At 60.6% G+C, this 15,531-nt stretch carries 14 protein-coding genes and 1 tRNA gene; 10 read left to right on the top strand and 5 right to left on the bottom strand.

The window, feature by feature from the left end; translation table 11 throughout:
• Positions 1 to 40: 40 nt before the first annotated feature.
• The 4 genes from AC1DZE_RS17215 to AC1DZE_RS17200 all read left to right on the top strand — a co-directional run bounded on the left by AC1DZE_RS17215 (position 41) and on the right by AC1DZE_RS17200 (position 1,965).
• Positions 41 to 466 (top strand): NfeD family protein, encoded by a 426-nt coding sequence (locus AC1DZE_RS17215; protein ID WP_477671663.1) that lies wholly within the window; start codon positions 41 to 43, stop codon positions 464 to 466.
• Between the two features lie 10 nt (positions 467 to 476).
• Positions 477 to 1,394 (top strand): SPFH domain-containing protein, encoded by a 918-nt coding sequence (locus AC1DZE_RS17210; protein ID WP_477649893.1) that lies wholly within the window; start codon positions 477 to 479, stop codon positions 1,392 to 1,394.
• Between the two features lie 37 nt (positions 1,395 to 1,431).
• The gene (locus AC1DZE_RS17205) at positions 1,432 to 1,806 is read left to right on the top strand and encodes a DUF2237 family protein (RefSeq protein ID WP_477671664.1); all 375 of its coding nucleotides are present in this window, start codon (positions 1,432 to 1,434) and stop codon (positions 1,804 to 1,806) included.
• A 69-nt stretch (positions 1,807 to 1,875) separates the two neighbouring features.
• Positions 1,876 to 1,965, top strand: a tRNA-Ser gene (locus tag AC1DZE_RS17200).
• 170 nt (positions 1,966 to 2,135) lie between these two features.
• On the opposite strand, the gene AC1DZE_RS17195 is transcribed toward AC1DZE_RS17200, so the two are convergent.
• From AC1DZE_RS17195 to AC1DZE_RS17180, 4 genes are all read right to left on the bottom strand, one after another.
• Positions 2,136 to 3,266, bottom strand: coding sequence for a branched-chain amino acid ABC transporter substrate-binding protein (locus AC1DZE_RS17195; RefSeq protein WP_457282750.1), 1,131 nt, complete (start codon positions 3,264 to 3,266; stop codon positions 2,136 to 2,138).
• Between the two features lie 221 nt (positions 3,267 to 3,487).
• Positions 3,488 to 3,832 (bottom strand): hypothetical protein, encoded by a 345-nt coding sequence (locus AC1DZE_RS17190; protein WP_457282749.1) that lies wholly within the window; start codon positions 3,830 to 3,832, stop codon positions 3,488 to 3,490.
• Positions 3,829 to 4,266, bottom strand: coding sequence for a DNA polymerase III subunit chi (locus AC1DZE_RS17185; RefSeq protein WP_477671665.1), 438 nt, complete (start codon positions 4,264 to 4,266; stop codon positions 3,829 to 3,831). The genes AC1DZE_RS17190 and AC1DZE_RS17185 overlap by 4 nt, the downstream gene beginning before the upstream one ends.
• A complete protein-coding gene (locus tag AC1DZE_RS17180) occupies positions 4,263 to 5,822 on the bottom strand; it encodes a leucyl aminopeptidase (protein ID WP_477700349.1) in 1,560 nt (519 codons plus the stop codon). Before AC1DZE_RS17180 ends, AC1DZE_RS17185 begins: the two co-directional genes overlap by 4 nt.
• A gap of 69 nt (positions 5,823 to 5,891) precedes the next feature.
• On the opposite strand from AC1DZE_RS17180, the gene lptF reads away from it, so the two are divergent.
• The 6 genes from lptF to AC1DZE_RS17150 all read left to right on the top strand — a co-directional run bounded on the left by lptF (position 5,892) and on the right by AC1DZE_RS17150 (position 11,422).
• Positions 5,892 to 7,016 carry an LPS export ABC transporter permease LptF gene (lptF, locus tag AC1DZE_RS17175; RefSeq protein WP_477671667.1) on the top strand — a complete coding sequence of 375 codons (1,125 nt, stop codon included), beginning with the start codon at positions 5,892 to 5,894 and terminating at the stop codon, positions 7,014 to 7,016.
• Positions 7,013 to 8,155 (top strand): LPS export ABC transporter permease LptG, encoded by a 1,143-nt coding sequence (gene lptG / locus AC1DZE_RS17170; RefSeq protein WP_477671668.1) that lies wholly within the window; start codon positions 7,013 to 7,015, stop codon positions 8,153 to 8,155. Before lptF ends, lptG begins: the two co-directional genes overlap by 4 nt.
• A 15-nt stretch (positions 8,156 to 8,170) precedes the next feature.
• Entirely contained in the window at positions 8,171 to 8,548 is a 378-nt protein-coding gene (locus AC1DZE_RS17165) for a sirohydrochlorin chelatase (protein WP_477674624.1), read from the top strand.
• Between the two features lie 90 nt (positions 8,549 to 8,638).
• Positions 8,639 to 9,583: a CysB family HTH-type transcriptional regulator gene (locus tag AC1DZE_RS17160; RefSeq protein ID WP_457282743.1), complete on the top strand. Its 945-nt coding sequence runs from the start codon at positions 8,639 to 8,641 to the stop codon at positions 9,581 to 9,583.
• A gap of 116 nt (positions 9,584 to 9,699) precedes the next feature.
• Complete coding sequence (locus tag AC1DZE_RS17155; RefSeq protein WP_477674130.1) at positions 9,700 to 10,875, top strand: pyridoxal phosphate-dependent aminotransferase; 1,176 nt, start codon at positions 9,700 to 9,702, stop codon at positions 10,873 to 10,875.
• 388 nt (positions 10,876 to 11,263) lie between these two features.
• Positions 11,264 to 11,422, top strand: a complete 159-nt coding sequence (locus tag AC1DZE_RS17150; protein ID WP_457282741.1) for a DUF3309 family protein — start codon at positions 11,264 to 11,266, stop codon at positions 11,420 to 11,422.
• Positions 11,423 to 11,592: 170 nt separating this feature from the next.
• On the opposite strand, the gene hrpA is transcribed toward AC1DZE_RS17150, so the two are convergent.
• Entirely contained in the window at positions 11,593 to 15,492 is a 3,900-nt protein-coding gene (hrpA, locus tag AC1DZE_RS17145) for an ATP-dependent RNA helicase HrpA (RefSeq protein ID WP_477700348.1), read from the bottom strand.
• Positions 15,493 to 15,531: the final 39 nt, after the last annotated feature.

Genomic DNA, 15,531 nt, shown 5'->3' with positions numbered 1-15,531 from the left:
TGCCCCAAAATGTAGCGGATGACCGACAAAAGGAGGATGCATGAGTGAATCGACTATCTGGTGGCTGCTGGCAGGTACGGCAGTCGCGGTGGAGCTGGTAACCGGAACTTTTTACCTGCTGATGATCGCGGTAGGCTTGGCGGCCGCTGCAATTGCCGCTCATTTGGGCGCCTCGACGGCCCTGCAACTCGTTACGGCGGCCGTTGTCGGCTCGGCCACCGTGGGCGTTACCCATTTCATTCGGGGTCGGGGGCCCAAGGCGTTATCGGCAGGAACCAATCCAGACGTCAACATGGATATTGGTGAAACGGTACAGGTCGATGACTGGCAAGCGGACGGCACGGCGCTCGTACGCTACCGCGGCGCGCAATGGGCGGTTGTTCAGGCGGTTGATGGCACGCCTTCGGCGGGCGCCCACCGTATTCGGGAAGTTATTGGCAGCAAATTGGTCGTAGAAAAAATCTGAGGGAATCACCATGTCATCTTATGTAGCACTCATTATTCTCATCGTCGCGGTCATCTTCGTCATCCGCGCCGTCAAATTCGTTCCCCAGCAAAATGCCTGGGTCATCGAACGTATGGGTAAATATCACGCAAGCCTGACGCCGGGCCTCAACTTCCTGGTTCCCTTTATTGACCGCGTCGCCTACAAGCACAGCCTGAAGGAAATCCCGCTTGACGTTCCCAGCCAGGTTTGCATTACCCGCGACAACACGCAGCTGCAGGTCGACGGCATCCTGTATTTCCAGGTCACGGACCCGATGCGGGCCAGCTACGGCTCATCCAACTACATCGTGGCTGTCACGCAACTGGCGCAGACCTCCCTGCGTTCCGTGATCGGCAAGCTCGAACTCGACAAGACCTTTGAAGAACGCGACATCATCAATGCGCAGGTTGTTGCCGCCATTGACGAGGCCGCCCTGAACTGGGGTGTGAAAGTCCTGCGCTACGAAATCAAGGACTTGACGCCCCCCAAAGAGATTCTGCATGCCATGCAGTCGCAAATTACGGCAGAGCGTGAGAAGCGGGCTCTGATCGCTGCTTCCGAAGGCCGCCGCCAGGAGCAGATCAATATCGCCACCGGCGAACGTGAAGCCTTCATTGCCCGCTCGGAAGGCGAAAAACTGGCTGCCATCAACAACGCCCAAGGTGAAGCCGCCGCCATCATGGCCGTTGCCGACGCCAATGCAAAAGCCATCGAAATGGTCGCGGCCGCAATCCGCCAGCCCGGCGGCGAACAGGCCGTTCAGCTCAAGGTGGCCGAACAGGCGGTTGACGCCTATTCCAAGGTAGCCAGGGACGCCAAAACCACGTTGGTGGTACCCAGCAACATGACGGAAGTCACCGCCCTCATCAGCTCGGCCATGAAGATGGTGCAAGCCAACAAGGTGTGACGACGGGCTTTTTTGCCGACAGCACGTGAACGCACCCATGAGCGCAAAAAATGTACTGGGCACGGATTTGGTGCCCTGCTCCTATGATCCGCTGACCGGCTACTTTCGTGACGGTTGCTGCAACACGGATGCGTCGGATGCGGGGTCCCACCTGGTATGCGTTCGCGTCACGCGTGAATTTCTGGCTTTTTCCGCCAGCCGCGGCAACGATCTTTCCACGCCGCAGCCTGCGTACCGCTTTGCGGGCCTTCAGCCGAATGACCGCTGGTGCCTGTGTGCCAACCGCTGGCGCGAAGCGCTGGAGGCCGGCTTTGCGCCGCCTGTCGTGCTGGAGTCGACGCACAGCAAGGCGCTGGAATTCGTCTCCCTGGCCCTGCTGGAAAAGCACCGGTTCCAGGGTGCACTCCACTGAGCCTGTTGCGCGTCGGGTGCAACTCCTGCCTCCGTCTGTTCGCAGCACTGCTATAATCGAAGGCTTCGCGGAAGGGTGGATGAGCGGTTTAAGTCACACGCCTGGAAAGCGTGCGTAGGGTTAAACCTACCGCGGGTTCGAATCCCGCCTCTTCCGCCAAACAGTCTCGTCGCCGTGAGTTTCCACACGGTGGCAAAAACTCCTAAAAGCCCAGCTTGCTGGGCTTTTTTGTGCCCGCTCCACTTTCGGCGCCTCACTTCCGGTCTTCCCGGGGTTTTTCCGGGCAAAAAAAAGCCACCTTGCGGTGGCTTTTTGTTTGCGGTGAACGATTAGTTCAGGGCAGACTTCTTGCCGTCTTTGTAGACGTACAGGGTGATGGCGGGGTTCTTCAGTTCGCCATTGGGTTCAAAAGCGATCGTGGTGGTCACGCCCTTGAAGTTGGTTTTAATCAGCTCAGGGGTGTAAACCTTTGGATCCCAGGAACCGGCACGCTTCATGGCGTCAACCAGAACGAAGGTAGCGTCGTAGGTGTACGGGCTGTAAACCTGGAACTGCTTTGGATACTTGGCTTCGTAGCGCTTCATCCAGGCTTCGCCGCCTGGCATTTTGGCCAGCGATGCGCCGCCTTCAGCGCAAACCACGTTGCCGATGGTCTTGGCGCCTGCGGTCAGCTTGGCAAGTTCTGCGGTGCAGATGCCGTCGCCGCCGAAGTACTTGACGTTGCCCATGCCGAGTTGTTCCATCTGGCGCAGCATTGGGCCGCCTTGTGGGTCCATGCCGCCGAAGAAGATCGCGTCAGGTGCTTTGGCCTTGATGGCGGTCAGGATGGCCATGAAGTCGGTGGCTTTGTCGGTGGTGAACTGCTCGTCAACCACGGTCATGCCTTTTGCCAGGGCCGTTTTCTTGAACACTTCAGCAACGCCCTGGCCGTAAGCCGTACGGTCGTCAATGATGGCGACTTTCTTCAGCTTCAGCGTGTCGGCGGCATAAAAAGCCAGGCCAGCGCCCAGGGCGTTGTCATTGGCAATGATGCGGTAGGTGGTTTTGTAGCCTGGCTTGGTCAGGTTGGGGTTGGTTGCAGCGCCCGTAACGTGGGGGATGCCGCAATCGTTGTAGACCTTGGAGGCAGGAATGGTGGTTCCGGAATTCAGGTGGCCGACCACGCCGGCGACTTTGGAGTCGCACAGCTTTTGTGCAGCGGCGGTGCCCTGTTTTGGATCAGCGGCGTCATCTTCAGCAACAATTTCAAACTTGACCTTTTTGCCGCCGATGACCACGTTTTGTGCGTTCAGGTCTTCGATGGCCATGCGCACGCCGTTTTCATTGTCTTTGCCGTAATGGGCTTGCGAGCCGGACAGCGGCGCCACGTGACCGATCTTGATCACTGCGTCTTGGGCAGAGGCAAAACCCGCTACTGCAGCGAGAGCAGCCACTACTGTCAGTTTTAATTTCATTTGCATAAAAACACTCCGATTAGGAAATTACCGTTAAAGGTTGAGAACAATTTTTTTACTCAACGGGGCCGAACATAACGCAATTTCCGGGCCCGCACCATAGCAACGTCCCTAGGTTAAATTCCGATAAGGGGGTTTACCCGGGGAGCAGATTGCCTTATGTGAACTTGTGTTTCAAGGGTTGGGCACAGCGAAAAAGCATCTGTGCAAACAGTCGCTCGCGCGTCCTATGCGTCCGTGTTTGGCGGTGCCGCTTCGTGCTTCAAAGCCTGGCTCACAGATTGACGGACAACGTCCTCAATTTCTTCGCGCAGACGTGGAACCAGGGTTTGCGTGTGCTCCAGGATAAGTTGCCCTACGACCTCCCGCAAACGCCGCTCAAGGACCAGGTTCACCCGCTGCAGCACGCGTTGCACCATCTGCTCCTGAAGCTCTGCAGAAGCGGTGGACGGCGGCACCGGCAAACCAGTCCTGGCTGGTTCAGGCGGTGCAGCCGGCATCGGCGCAGGCATGGGCCGCACGACTTCCGTCAGCGTCGGCACAAACCGCGGCGGTGCGGGCGGACGGTTCATGCGCCCTCCCCGGCCGTCGCAAGGTCATGGCGTTTCATGGCATAGCCCCTGTCGGTGTAGTGCTTCCACCGGCTTCGCGCTGCAAGACGGTCATCGTCGGCCTGCGCCACGACTTCGATAAAACGTTCGAAGCGTTCAAATTCGGCGGGAATGCCATGTCCCAGATTGACCAACACGCCGTAATGCGGGCAGGCCTTGAGCGACTCGGCCAGCACCACCGGCGTTGCCGCCCATGTACTTTCGGGGGCACCCGCACGGCAATGCGGCACAAATTCCGCAGGCGAAAAACTCCAGATCAACTGGTCCAGTTCCGCCAGCACCGCCGCGTCCCCCGTCACCACAACGCTGGCGCCGCTCAGGTAGGCCTTGCGAAGTAACCGGCAGCTGTAGGCCAGTTTGTCAGGCACATTGAAGTGAAAGGCGATTTCGGTCATGCCCGGGTTTTGGATGCGGATTTGCGACTGGACGCTGTTTTGGCTTTTTTGCGCGATGCTTGGGCCGAAGTCCCTGCCCTGGCAGTTACCACCTGGTCCAGCAGGTAGTCCAGCAGCAGCGGCACCGGCCTGCCGGTCGCACCTTTGGCGGCTCCGCCTTTCCAGGCCGTACCGGCAATGTCCAGGTGCGCCCATGGGAAACTGGCCGTAAACCGCTGCAGGAACTTGGCCGCGGTCACCGCACCCGCGGCACGCCCCGCCACGTTGGCGACATCCGCAAAATTGGTCTTGAGCCCTTCCGCATAATCGTCATCCAGCGGCATCCTCCAGCACAGGTCCAGGGACGATTCGCCTGCTGCCGACAACGCCTCGGCCATGGTGTCGTCGCTGGAGAAAAGCCCGCTGCGCACGCCGCCCAAGGCAATCACGCAGGCGCCGGTCAGCGTCGCGATGTCCACCACCGCCCGGGGCTTGAAGCGCTCGGCGTAAGTCAATGCGTCGCAGAGCACCAGCCGCCCTTCGGCGTCGGTGTTCAGGATCTCGATGGTCTGCCCGCTCATGCTGGTCACCACATCGCCGGGCTTGATGGCGCGGCTGCCCGGCATGTTTTCGCAGGCGGGAATCAGGCCTACCACATTGAGCGCCGGCCGCAGCTCTGCCAGCGCCCGGAAGGTGCCCAGAACGCTGGCGGCACCGCACATGTCGAACTTCATCTCGTCCATTTCGGCGGCGGGCTTGATGGAGATACCGCCCGTGTCAAAGGTGATGCCTTTGCCAACGAGCACGACGGGCGCCTCGGCCCTGGCCGCCCCCTCATAGCGCAGCACTATAAAGCGTAAGGGCTCGGCCGAACCCTGCGCCACGGCCATGAAGGAGCCCATGCCGAGTTTGGCGACCTCTTTGGGCCCCAGCACCTCCACCTTGATGCCGCGCAGCTTGCCCAGCTCTCTGGCAGCGCCGGCCAGAAGCGTCGGTGTCGCGTGGTTGGCCGGGCGGTTCGCCCACTCCTTGGCAAATTCAATGCCCTTGACCAGCGCTGCGCCCTTGTCAATGCCGGGTCGCGCGATCTGGGCACTTGCGGCGTCATTCACGGCAACCACCACCCGTTGCAACCTGCCAGGGCCGGCTTTTGCGTTCCTGGCGGCTTTGGACTTGGTGGTAGCGTAGGTATAGGTGGCATCCCCGCAAGCGACCACGGCCGCGCGTACGGCTTCAGCTCGCAGATGGCCCACGGCACCGAAGCAAATGGTCAGGTGCTGCACGTTCGCAGCCTTCAGGGCGCCCAGGCCGGCACTGACGGCGGTACGAACGTTTTTGGCACTGGCATCCCCGACGCCCGCCAGTACGACCCGCCTGGCAGTGATGCCGGGAGCGCGGTACGTGCTCAGGAGCTTGCCCGGCTTGGCCTCAAAGTCCCCCGACTTGATCGCCAGCGATGCGAGCACCGAAAGGGGGTCATTGCCGGAGCCCGGATCCTGGGGTACGAGAACCAGCAGCGCATCGGTTTTTTCGCTGCAAATACGGGTGGGTGTCAGTGTTTTGAGTTCAAAGTCCATAATTCAGGGTCTGGTAAATAAACCAAAGTAAAACAAAAATAAAACGAAGCCAAGGCAGATATTCAGTCAATGTTATTCCAATCCACGATTCGCAAAGAGCTGGCACGCAGTTTTGGGGCCACGCTGGTGGTCCTGGTCACCATCGTGATGACCATTGTTCTGATCCGCACCCTGGGCCAGGCATCGCGCGGTTTCATCAATCCGCAGGACGTCATGCTGTTCATGGCCTACTCGGCCCTGGGACGCCTGCCGACCATCCTCACGCTGTCGCTGTTTATTGCGATGGTCAGTACCTTGTCGCGCATGTACCGCGACAGCGAAATGGTGGTGTGGTTCACCAGTGGTCAGGGCCTGGCGGGTTTTCTGCGGCCGCTTTTCCGTTTTGCATGGCCTGTGCTGCTGGTCATCACGCTGATGGCCCTTTTTGTCTGGCCCTGGACCAACCAGCAAACCAAAGACATGCAAAGCCGGTATGAGCAGCGCGGCGACATCGACCGCATTGCCCCTGGCCAGTTCCAGGAGTCCTCCAGCGGCAACCGGGTTTTCTTCATCGACCGCGACCTGGCGGGCGAGCGCTCCAGTAACAACGTCTTTATCGCTGCGACCGAAAAAGGCAAGAGTTCCATCACCACGGCCCGCTCGGGCCGCATCGAGACCAAAGGTGACGCCCAGTTCCTCATGCTCGAAAACGGCCAGCGCCTGGAAAACGTGATCGGGCAATCGGCGCTCAAAATCAGCGACTTCGAAGAGTACGGCACCAAAACTGGCGATAACAATCCGCTGACCGAAAACGCACCGGAAGCCAAACTGCTTTCCACCCGCTCCCTGATCAAGACGCCGACCCGCGGCAACCTCAGCGAACTGGCGTGGCGGCTGGGACTGGCGCTGGCATCCATCAACTTTGTCGTACTGGCGGTGGCCCTGGCCAGCGTGAACCCGCGCGGTGGCCGCAGCGGCAACATGATCTTTGTGTTGCTGACCTTTGTGGTCTACAACAACCTGGTCAACCTCGGGCAAAGCTGGATTTTTGTGGGCCTCATCAGTTTCAGCAACTTCCTGCTGGCGCTGCATGGTGGTGTCCTGCTGCTGGCCCTGGCCTGGCTGTCCAAGCGACAGTTCAACTGGACGCTGCGGCCCGCCCGGCGCATCAACCGTACACCGCTGGCTGTACGCGACAGCGAAAGCCACGCATGAAAACCATACGCCGCCTGATCTACGGTGAAGTGCTGGCAGCCATCGCCCTGGTGGCGCTGGGCTTCCTGGCCCTGTTCTTCTTTTTTGACCTGGTCGATGAACTGCAATACCTCGGCAAGAGCAGCGGCATCAACGCCGCCGATGTCTACCAGATCAGGCATGCACTGCTGTACGTAGGCCTGCTGATTCCCAATCATTTGTACGAGCTGCTGCCGATCTCCGTACTGATCGGCACCATCTTTGTGATGGCCCGGCTGGCGCAGAGCTCCGAATACACCATCCTGCGCACCAGCGGACTCGGCCCCTGGCGCGCGCTGAAGTTGCTGCTGGTCCTGGGGGCGCTGTTCGTGGTGTTCAGTTTCGCCGTGGGCGACTATGTGGCGCCTGCCAGCGAACGGGCCGCACAGCTGCTCAAGGCGCGCTACCAGAACAAGATCACCATCGGCCAAACCGGTGCCTGGTTGAAGGAAAAGCAGGCCTACAACACCTTTGTGGTCAATGTGAGGGCCCTTACCCCCGACAACGAAATGCAGGGTGTGCAGATTTTCGAGTTCAACAACAAGGGATTGATCGTCTCCACCACACAGGCGCCGCTGGCAGCGTTCACCGCTGGCGATGCCTGGGAATTGAACCAGGCCACACGCGCAGAGTTTGATGTTCCTGCCGGCGCCAGCAGCGCCGCCAAACCCGGAGGCAGCGCCAAGGTCAACCGCACAGTGCTAAAGAACTTTCGCTGGCCTACCGAAATCAGCGCTGAAATGGTTTCGGTGGCGCTGCTCAAGCCTGAGCGCATGGGCACCATTGACCTGTTCAATTACGTCCGTCACCTGGACGCCAATGGGCAGACCGCGCAGCGCTATGAAATAGAGTTCTGGAAAAAAGTCTTTTACCCGCTCAGCTGCCTGGTGATGGTGATTCTGGCGCTGCCTTTTGCCTACCTTCACTTTCGCTCCGGCGGCATCGCCGGCTACGTGTTCGCCGGTGTGATGATCGGCATCAGCTTCTTCCTGCTCAACAACGTGTTCGGCTATATCGGCAACCTGCGAAACTGGCAGCCCTGGCTTGCGGCTGCCACGCCAGGGCTGCTTTATATGGCCGTCTCGCTGGGCGCGTTTGGCTGGCTGGTGCTCAGGCGTTAACGGACGCGACCGTTCATGACGTCCCTGGCCCATACGCCGCGCGGCATCATCCTGCTTGCCCATGGCTCGCGCGACCCGCAGTGGCGCGACCCCATTGAGGCGGTTGCCGCACAAGTCCGTCTCCGCGAGCCCGGTACCCCCGTCAGTTGCGCCTACCTGGAGCTTTGCCCTCCTTCATTGCCTGAAGCTGCTACAAATTTAATAGCTGCCGGCGCACGCCATATAAGGGTTTTTCCGCTTTTCTTTGGTATAGGCAAGCACGCCCGGGAAGACTTGCCGCTGCTGGTCGAACGCGTCAGGTTGGCGCATCCGGGCGTAGAAGTCGAGCTTCTGCCCGCAGCCGGGGAATACCGCGAATTGACCGCACTTATGGCCAGCATTGCCTTGTCATAACCGTGGAGGCATGGCGCATCGGTACGGCAGTTGGGCTCCTCTTTAGCGTAAAACAGGCATAATAAAATCAATAATTAGCCTGAATTCGATATGAACCTTCACCAATTCCGCTTCGTCCAGGAGGCCATCCGGCGCAACCTGAACCTGACAGAGACCGCCAAGGCCCTGCACACCTCGCAGCCCGGCGTATCCAAAGCCATCATCGAGCTTGAGGAGGAACTGGGCGTCGAAATCTTTGCACGGCACGGGAAACGCCTCAAGCGCGTGACGGAACCCGGGGAACACGTCCTCAAAAGCATTGAACTCATCATGCGCGAGGTGGGCAACCTGCGCCGCATTGGCGAGCAGTTTTCTGCCCAGGACAGCGGCACCCTCTCCATTGCCACCACCCATACGCAAGCCCGTTATGTGCTCCCGCAGCCCGTCGCCAAGCTGCGTGAAGCCTTTCCCAAAGTCAATGTCAGCCTGCACCAGGGCTCTCCCGACCAGGTGGCGCGCATGGTGCTTGATGAGGTGGCCGAAATCGGCATCGCGACCGAATCATTGACGCAGTACGAAGACCTGGTGACCCTTCCCTGCTACGAATGGCAGCACATGCTGGTCATTCCTGTCGACCATCCGCTGGCGAAAAAAGACAACATCACACTCGAAGACCTGGCGCAAGAACCCCTGATCACTTACCACCCGTCTTTCACCGGCCGTACCAAGATCGACCTGGCGTTTGCCGCCAAGCGGTTGCAGCCGCGCATTGCGCTTGAGGCGATTGACTCCGACGTCATCAAGACCTATGTGCGCCTGGGGCTGGGCGTGGGCATCGTCGCGGAAATGGCCATCAAGGAAGACGGCACCAACAGCGACCTGATTGCCATCGCGGCCGGCCCGCTGTTCGGCATCAACGTCGCCCGCGTGGCCTTCAAGCGCAGCGCCTACCTGCGCAACTTTGTGTATAAATTCGCCGAACTGCTCAGCGACAAGCTGGACCGCGCCCTGATCACCAAGGCCATGGCCGGCCGTGTCAATGACTATGAGGTTTAGCTCCCCCCCGAAGCGGCCTTTGGCCGCTCCCCCCTCAAGGGGGCGCCACCTGCGGCCCGGCAGAGCCGGTTCCGCGGCGGCCGCTTGAACAAGAATTAACTCAGCTAGTCCTTGCCATGACCACTATCCTCGAACGCACCCCCACGCTCAAAACCAAGCTGCCCGCTGTCGGCACCACCATCTTCACGGTGATGTCCACCTTGGCCGCTGAAAAAGGCGCTGTCAACCTGGGCCAGGGCTTTCCTGATTTTGAGTGTGACCCGCAGCTGGTCAACGCCGTCACGGACGCAATGACCAAAGGCCTGAACCAGTACCCACCCATGACGGGCGTTCCGGCGCTGCGCGAAGCCATCTCGGCCAAGGTGGCCAAACTTTACGGCCACCGCTACGACGCCAACAGCGAGATCACCATCACTGCCGGCGCCACCCAGGCCATCATCACGGCAATCCTGGCCGTCGTTCACCCCGGCGACGAAGTCATCGTGCTGGAGCCCTGCTACGACAGCTACGTGCCCAACATCGAACTGGCCGGTGGCGTCGTAGTGCGCGTTCCCCTCACGCCAGGCACCTTCCGGCCCGACTTCGACAAGATTTCCGCAGCGATCACATCCAGGACGCGGGCGATCATCGTCAACTCGCCGCACAACCCGAGCGCCACGGTATGGACCGAGGCCGACATGCTCACGCTGCAGGACATCCTGGCGCCCACCGACGTGCTGCTGATCAGCGACGAGGTCTATGAGCACATGGTGTTCGATGCGGCCCAGGGACGCATCCATCAAAGCGCCGCCCGTTTTTCAAGCCTTGCCGCGCGTGCGTTCATTGTCAGCAGCTTCGGCAAGACTTACCACGTCACCGGCTGGAAGGTCGGCTACGTGGCCGCACCCGCTGCGCTGACCACCGAGTTCCGCAAGGTGCACCAGTTCAACGTGTTCACCGTGAATACCCCTGTGCAATACGGGCTTGCCGCGTACATGGCCGATGCGCAGCCTTACCTGGACCTGCCGGCCTTCTACCAGCGCAAGCGCGACCTCTTTCGCGAAGGCCTTGCCAAAACCCGCTTCAAACTGTTGCCCAGCGAAGGCAGCTACTTCCAGTGCGTGGACATCTCCGACGTGAGTGACCTGGACGAAGCCGGGTTTTGCAAATGGCTGACCACTGAAATCGGCGTGGCGGCGATTCCCCTGTCGGCGTTTTACGGCAACGGCTTTGACCAGCGTGTGGTGCGGTTCTGTTTTGCCAAAAAAGACGAAACATTGAACACGGCCCTGCAGCGGCTGGCCAAACTGTAAGCGCGGCAAGCCGGCGTGAAAGAACCTGTTTACGGTCTAAACGGGGCCGCGCAAGCACCTTCTCGGGATGGGATGCAAGGCGCGGTGCGATGCCCATAGCTCGGCTATGGGCTAGCGCCGCAGGCCGCCCGAGAAGGCGCTTGCCCTCCGGGTTGGGGGTGAAATCGCGCGATTGAGCCACCCAGGCCCTTGCATGGGCATGAGCCCATGCGGCGTGCCCGGGCGGCCCACTCATCGCCGATTGCACCCCAACGCGGCCTCGTTTAGACCGTAAACAGGTTCTAAGCCAAGGCTGTCAGTATTTGCCGACGGCTGGACAGGTGCTCATCCTGCTTGTTTGCGCCCCGCACCGGGAAACAATCACTTCACATAACAAGGAGTGCTTCAAATGTCCCTATCCCTCATTCTGCTGATCGTTCTTATTCTTATCCTCGTCGGTGCATTGCCTACCTGGGGCCACAGTCGGAGCTGGGGTTACGGGCCCAGCGGGGGTGTCGGCCTGGTGGTGTTGATCCTGGTCATCCTGCTGCTGATGGGACGCATCTAGTCCGCACCTTCCGTTGGTGATTCACCAGGGAAGATGGCCTTGCATAGCAAGGCCATTTTTTTGCGCTCCCATCTCACAAGCCTGTTTCAACTATTCAGTTGCTGCCACGCTTTTTAGCTGCGGCATAACAAGCCTTCGGCAGTTGTTAGCCTTCGCTGAAAGGTCTGGACTCAGCTATTGAGCTGAGTCCAAACCTTTTCTAACCGCTTAATGCTGACCGGCTGCGGTGTGCGCAGCTCCTGCGCAAAAAAGCTCACACGCAGCTCTTCCAGCAACCAGCGGAATTCCTGCATGCGCGCATCCACCGCGCCTTTTCGCTCAGCCACCAGCCGCCAGTAACGCTGCTCCTGCGGTCGCAACTCGGCCATCCGTGCAGCATCACGTGCCGGGTCGGCGCGCCATTTTTCCAGCCGCAACGTGATGGCCTTGAGGTAGCGTGAGAAGTGCTGCAGTTGCCCATAAGGTGTGGCCGTCAGAAAGCGTTTGGGTACCAGGCGCTGCAGTTGCTGGGCGGCATCTGCCGCGGCTTCGGCGGCATTTTTAGTGTCCTTGATCTTGCGTTGGGCCACAGCGAACTCGGTCAGGATGCCGGCAGCCAGCCGGGCCATCTCGCTGGCAATCAAGGTCAGGCGCCCTCGCCCATCGTCGATGCGTTTTTTGAACTCGGCTTCGTGCGTCGGCAACGGGTCGAGCAAAAAGGCGCGGTCCAACGCCACTTCGATGATCTGCTCGCGCAATTCCTCCAGCGTACCGCCGCCGGAATTGTCGGCGGCGCGGCCCACCAGCATGTAGCTGGTGGCCATTTTCTGCAGTTCAGGCAGGTTCTTTTCCAGGTACTTCAGCGCATCCTTGATCTGCAGCGAGAACAGCCGGCGCAAGCCGGCGCGGTGCTTCGCGGCCGCCACATCGGGTTCGTCAAACACCTCGATCGTCACCGCGTCGCCCAGATCAATGAGCGCCGGAAACCCGATCAGCGTCTGCGAACCCTTGCGGATTTCCATCAGCTCCGGCAACTCGCCAAAGCTCCAGCTGGTGTAGCGCTCCGGCGCTCTGGGCGCTATCTTTTCAGGAGCTGCTTGCGCGCGTCCTGATTGGGCTGGAGGCCGATTTGATACTGAATTTTCGGGGGATAACGTCTTTTCGGACCCAGATTCGGGTGCTTTTGCCAGGTTTTTGAGTCCCGCCAGCGCCTGGAAGGCACCCCGTGCCTGCGAGCCCAGCTCGCCCTTGAGCGCGCCCAGGTTACGGCCTGCACCCAGCTGACGGCCATGCTCGTCGACTATGCGGAAGTTCATGAACAGGTGCGGCGGCAGCATGTCCAGCTTCATGTCATTGCGCTTGACGTCCAGCGAAGTCGCGTCGCGCACCAGCTTGAGCACCGCGTCAGTCAGCGAGCCGCTGCCGAACACCTCGGGCTGCAGCAACTGCTCCGTCATGCGGGCGGCAGTGTCGGACAAGGGCACCAGGCGCGAGCGCGGGCGCTGGTGCAGCGTCTTGATCAGCGCCTGGACCTTGTCCTTGAGCATGCCGGGCACCAGCCACTCGCAGCGCTCTTCATTAACCTGGTTGAGCGCGAACAATGGCACGTCCACCGTCACGCCATCGCGCGCGTCGCCGGGTTCGTGCAGGTAAGTCACCAGGCAATCCACGCCGCCCATTCGCAGTGTCTTGGGAAACGACTGGGTGGTAATGCCTGCAGCCTCATGCCGCATCAGTTCTTCGCGCGTCAAGAGCAGGAGCTGCGGCTGCTTTTTGACTTCCTCCTTGTACCAATGTTCGCAACTTGCACCACTGTGTACGCCAGCCGGGAGTTGCTGGTCATAAAAAGCGTAGATCAGTTCCTCGTCCACCAGCACGTCCTGGCGCCTGGCTTTGTGTTCCAGATCCTGCACCTGCTGGATCAGCTTCAGGTTCGCCGCGAGGAAAGGCAGTTTGGTGTCCCAGTTGCCAGCGACCAACGCTTCGCGGATGAATATCTCGCGCGCCGTCACCGGGTCTACACGGCCGAAATTGACGCGCCGCCCGTTGTAGACCACCAGGCCGTAGAGCGTGGCACGCTCCAGCGCCGTCACCTGCGCAGCCTTTTTCTCCCAGTGCGGGTCCAGCAGCTGCTTGGCTAAAAGATGCCCAGCCACCTGCTCTATCCAGGCCGGGTCAATGTTGGCAATGCCGCGGCCGAAAAGTCGTGTAGTTTCCACCAGCTCGGCCACCACAATCCAGCGGCCCGGCTTTTTGCTCAGGCGTGCGCCGGGATGGCGGTAGAACTTGATGCCGCGTGCACCCAGGTACCAGTCTTCCTCGTCGCTCTTGCAGCCGATGTTGCCCAGCAGGCCGCAGAGCATGGAAAGATGCAGTTGTTCGTAACTGGCCGGTTTGTCGTTCAGCACCCATTTTTGCTCGCCCACAACCGTATGGAGCTGTGAGTGAATGTCGCGCCACTCGCGCACGCGGCGGATATTGACGTAGTTCTCGCGCAGCAGGTTTTCATACTGACGGTTGGACAGCTTGTGGTCGGTGCCGTGGCCGCCGCGCGCGTCACCCAGCCATTTCCACAGCTTCAGGTAGCCGCTGAACTCGCTCTTCTCGTCGTCGAACTTGGCGTGCTGCTGGTCGGCCTGGGCCTGTTTGTCCATGGGGCGGTCGCGCACGTCCTGCACACTGAGCGCGCTGGCGATCACCAGTACCTCGTCGAGCGCGTTGCGGTCCTTGGCTTCCAGAATCATGCGGCCCACGCGAGGGTCCAGCGGCAGCTTGGCCAGCGTGCGGCCGACGCCGGTGAGCTCGTTGTCCTCGTCCACCGCGCCCAGCTCGGCCAGCAGCTGGTAGCCGTCGGCAATGGCGCGGCGCTGCGGCGGCTCGATAAAGGCAAACTCTTCCACATTGCCCAGGTGCAGCGCCTTCATGCGCAAAATCACCGAAGCCAGCGAACTGCGCAGGATTTCCGGGTCGGTAAAAGGCTGCCGGCCCTGGAAGTCCTTCTCGTCATACAGTCGTATGCAGATACCATCGGCCACCCGGCCGCAACGGCCGGCACGCTGGTTGGCCGCGGCCTGCGACACCGGCTCCACCATGAGCTGCTCGACCTTGTTACGAAAGCTGTAGCGCTTGACGCGCGCCGTGCCCGCGTCCACCACGTAGCGGATGCCCGGCACGGTCAGCGAGGTTTCGGCCACGTTGGTGGCCAGCACGATGCGACGGCCGCTGTGGCCGTCAAAAATGCGGTCCTGCTCGGCCTGGCTCAAGCGAGCGAACAGCGGCAGCACCTCGGCATTGCGTGTCAGCGGCTGGTGCGCGAGGTGCTTGCGTAAATGATCGGCCGCCTCGCGAATTTCTCGCTCGCCGGGCAGAAACACCAGGATGTCCCCAGCGCTGTGCGGGCTCAGCCAGAGTTCGTCGACGGCATCGGCAATTGCATCGTTCAGGTCGTGCTCGCGCGACTCCTCAAACGGCCGGTAGCGTTGCTCGACGGGAAACATCCGGCCCGACACCATGATCACCGGCGCAGGGCCTTTGCTGGACGCGAAATAATCCGCAAAGCGCTGCGCATCAATCGTCGCCGAGGTAATGACCACTTTCAGGTCGGGCCGGCGCGGCAGCAGCTGGCGCAGGTAGCCCAACAGAAAGTCGATGTTCAGGCTGCGCTCATGGGCTTCGTCGATGATGATCGTGTCGTAGGCTTTGAGCAGCGGGTCGGTCTGCGTCTCGGCCAGCAGGATGCCGTCGGTCATCAGCTTGACGGAGGCGTCACGCGAGAGCCGGTCCTGGAAGCGGACCTTGTAGCCCACCACGTCGCCCAGCGGCGTCTTCAACTCCTCCGCGATGCGCTTGGCCACGCTGGACGCGGCAATGCGGCGCGGCTGGGTATGGCCTATCAGCCGGCCCTGTCCGGCAGGGTAATTGAGCTTGCCGCGCCCCATGGCCAGCGCGATCTTGGGCAACTGGGTGGTTTTACCCGAGCCAGTTTCGCCACAGACAATGATGACCTGGTGGGCCGCCATGGCGGCGGTGATTTCGTCGCGTTTGCCCGAAACGGGCAGCGACTCTGGAAAGGTAATGGCGAGGGGAGACAAGGATGGAGGCGAAGAAAAAGGCAAGCAGTGCAGGATAAA

Source organism: Polaromonas sp. P1_F1, assembly GCF_056405795.1.
The sequence above is the reverse complement of the archived record's forward strand: the minus strand, read 5'-3'. Positions and strand labels throughout refer to the sequence as shown.

Excerpts from the sequence above, each read along its gene's own strand:
- AC1DZE_RS17205 (WP_477671664.1), top strand. The coding sequence starts at position 1,432 with ATGAGCGCAAAAAATGTACTGGGCACGGATTTGGTGCCCTGCTCCTAT.
- AC1DZE_RS17195 (WP_457282750.1), bottom strand. The coding sequence starts at position 3,266 with ATGCAAATGAAATTAAAACTGACAGTAGTGGCTGCTCTCGCTGCAGTA.
- AC1DZE_RS17185 (WP_477671665.1), bottom strand. The coding sequence starts at position 4,266 with ATGACCGAAATCGCCTTTCACTTCAATGTGCCTGACAAACTGGCCTAC.
- lptF (WP_477671667.1), top strand. The coding sequence starts at position 5,892 with ATGTTATTCCAATCCACGATTCGCAAAGAGCTGGCACGCAGTTTTGGG.
- AC1DZE_RS17160 (WP_457282743.1), top strand. The coding sequence starts at position 8,639 with ATGAACCTTCACCAATTCCGCTTCGTCCAGGAGGCCATCCGGCGCAAC.
- AC1DZE_RS17215 (WP_477671663.1), top strand. The coding sequence starts at position 41 with ATGAGTGAATCGACTATCTGGTGGCTGCTGGCAGGTACGGCAGTCGCG.
- AC1DZE_RS17165 (WP_477674624.1), top strand. The coding sequence starts at position 8,171 with ATGACGTCCCTGGCCCATACGCCGCGCGGCATCATCCTGCTTGCCCAT.
- AC1DZE_RS17155 (WP_477674130.1), top strand. The coding sequence starts at position 9,700 with ATGACCACTATCCTCGAACGCACCCCCACGCTCAAAACCAAGCTGCCC.
- AC1DZE_RS17180 (WP_477700349.1), bottom strand. The coding sequence starts at position 5,822 with ATGGACTTTGAACTCAAAACACTGACACCCACCCGTATTTGCAGCGAA.
- AC1DZE_RS17210 (WP_477649893.1), top strand. The coding sequence starts at position 477 with ATGTCATCTTATGTAGCACTCATTATTCTCATCGTCGCGGTCATCTTC.
- AC1DZE_RS17150 (WP_457282741.1), top strand. The coding sequence starts at position 11,264 with ATGTCCCTATCCCTCATTCTGCTGATCGTTCTTATTCTTATCCTCGTC.
- AC1DZE_RS17190 (WP_457282749.1), bottom strand. The coding sequence starts at position 3,832 with ATGAACCGTCCGCCCGCACCGCCGCGGTTTGTGCCGACGCTGACGGAA.
- lptG (WP_477671668.1), top strand. The coding sequence starts at position 7,013 with ATGAAAACCATACGCCGCCTGATCTACGGTGAAGTGCTGGCAGCCATC.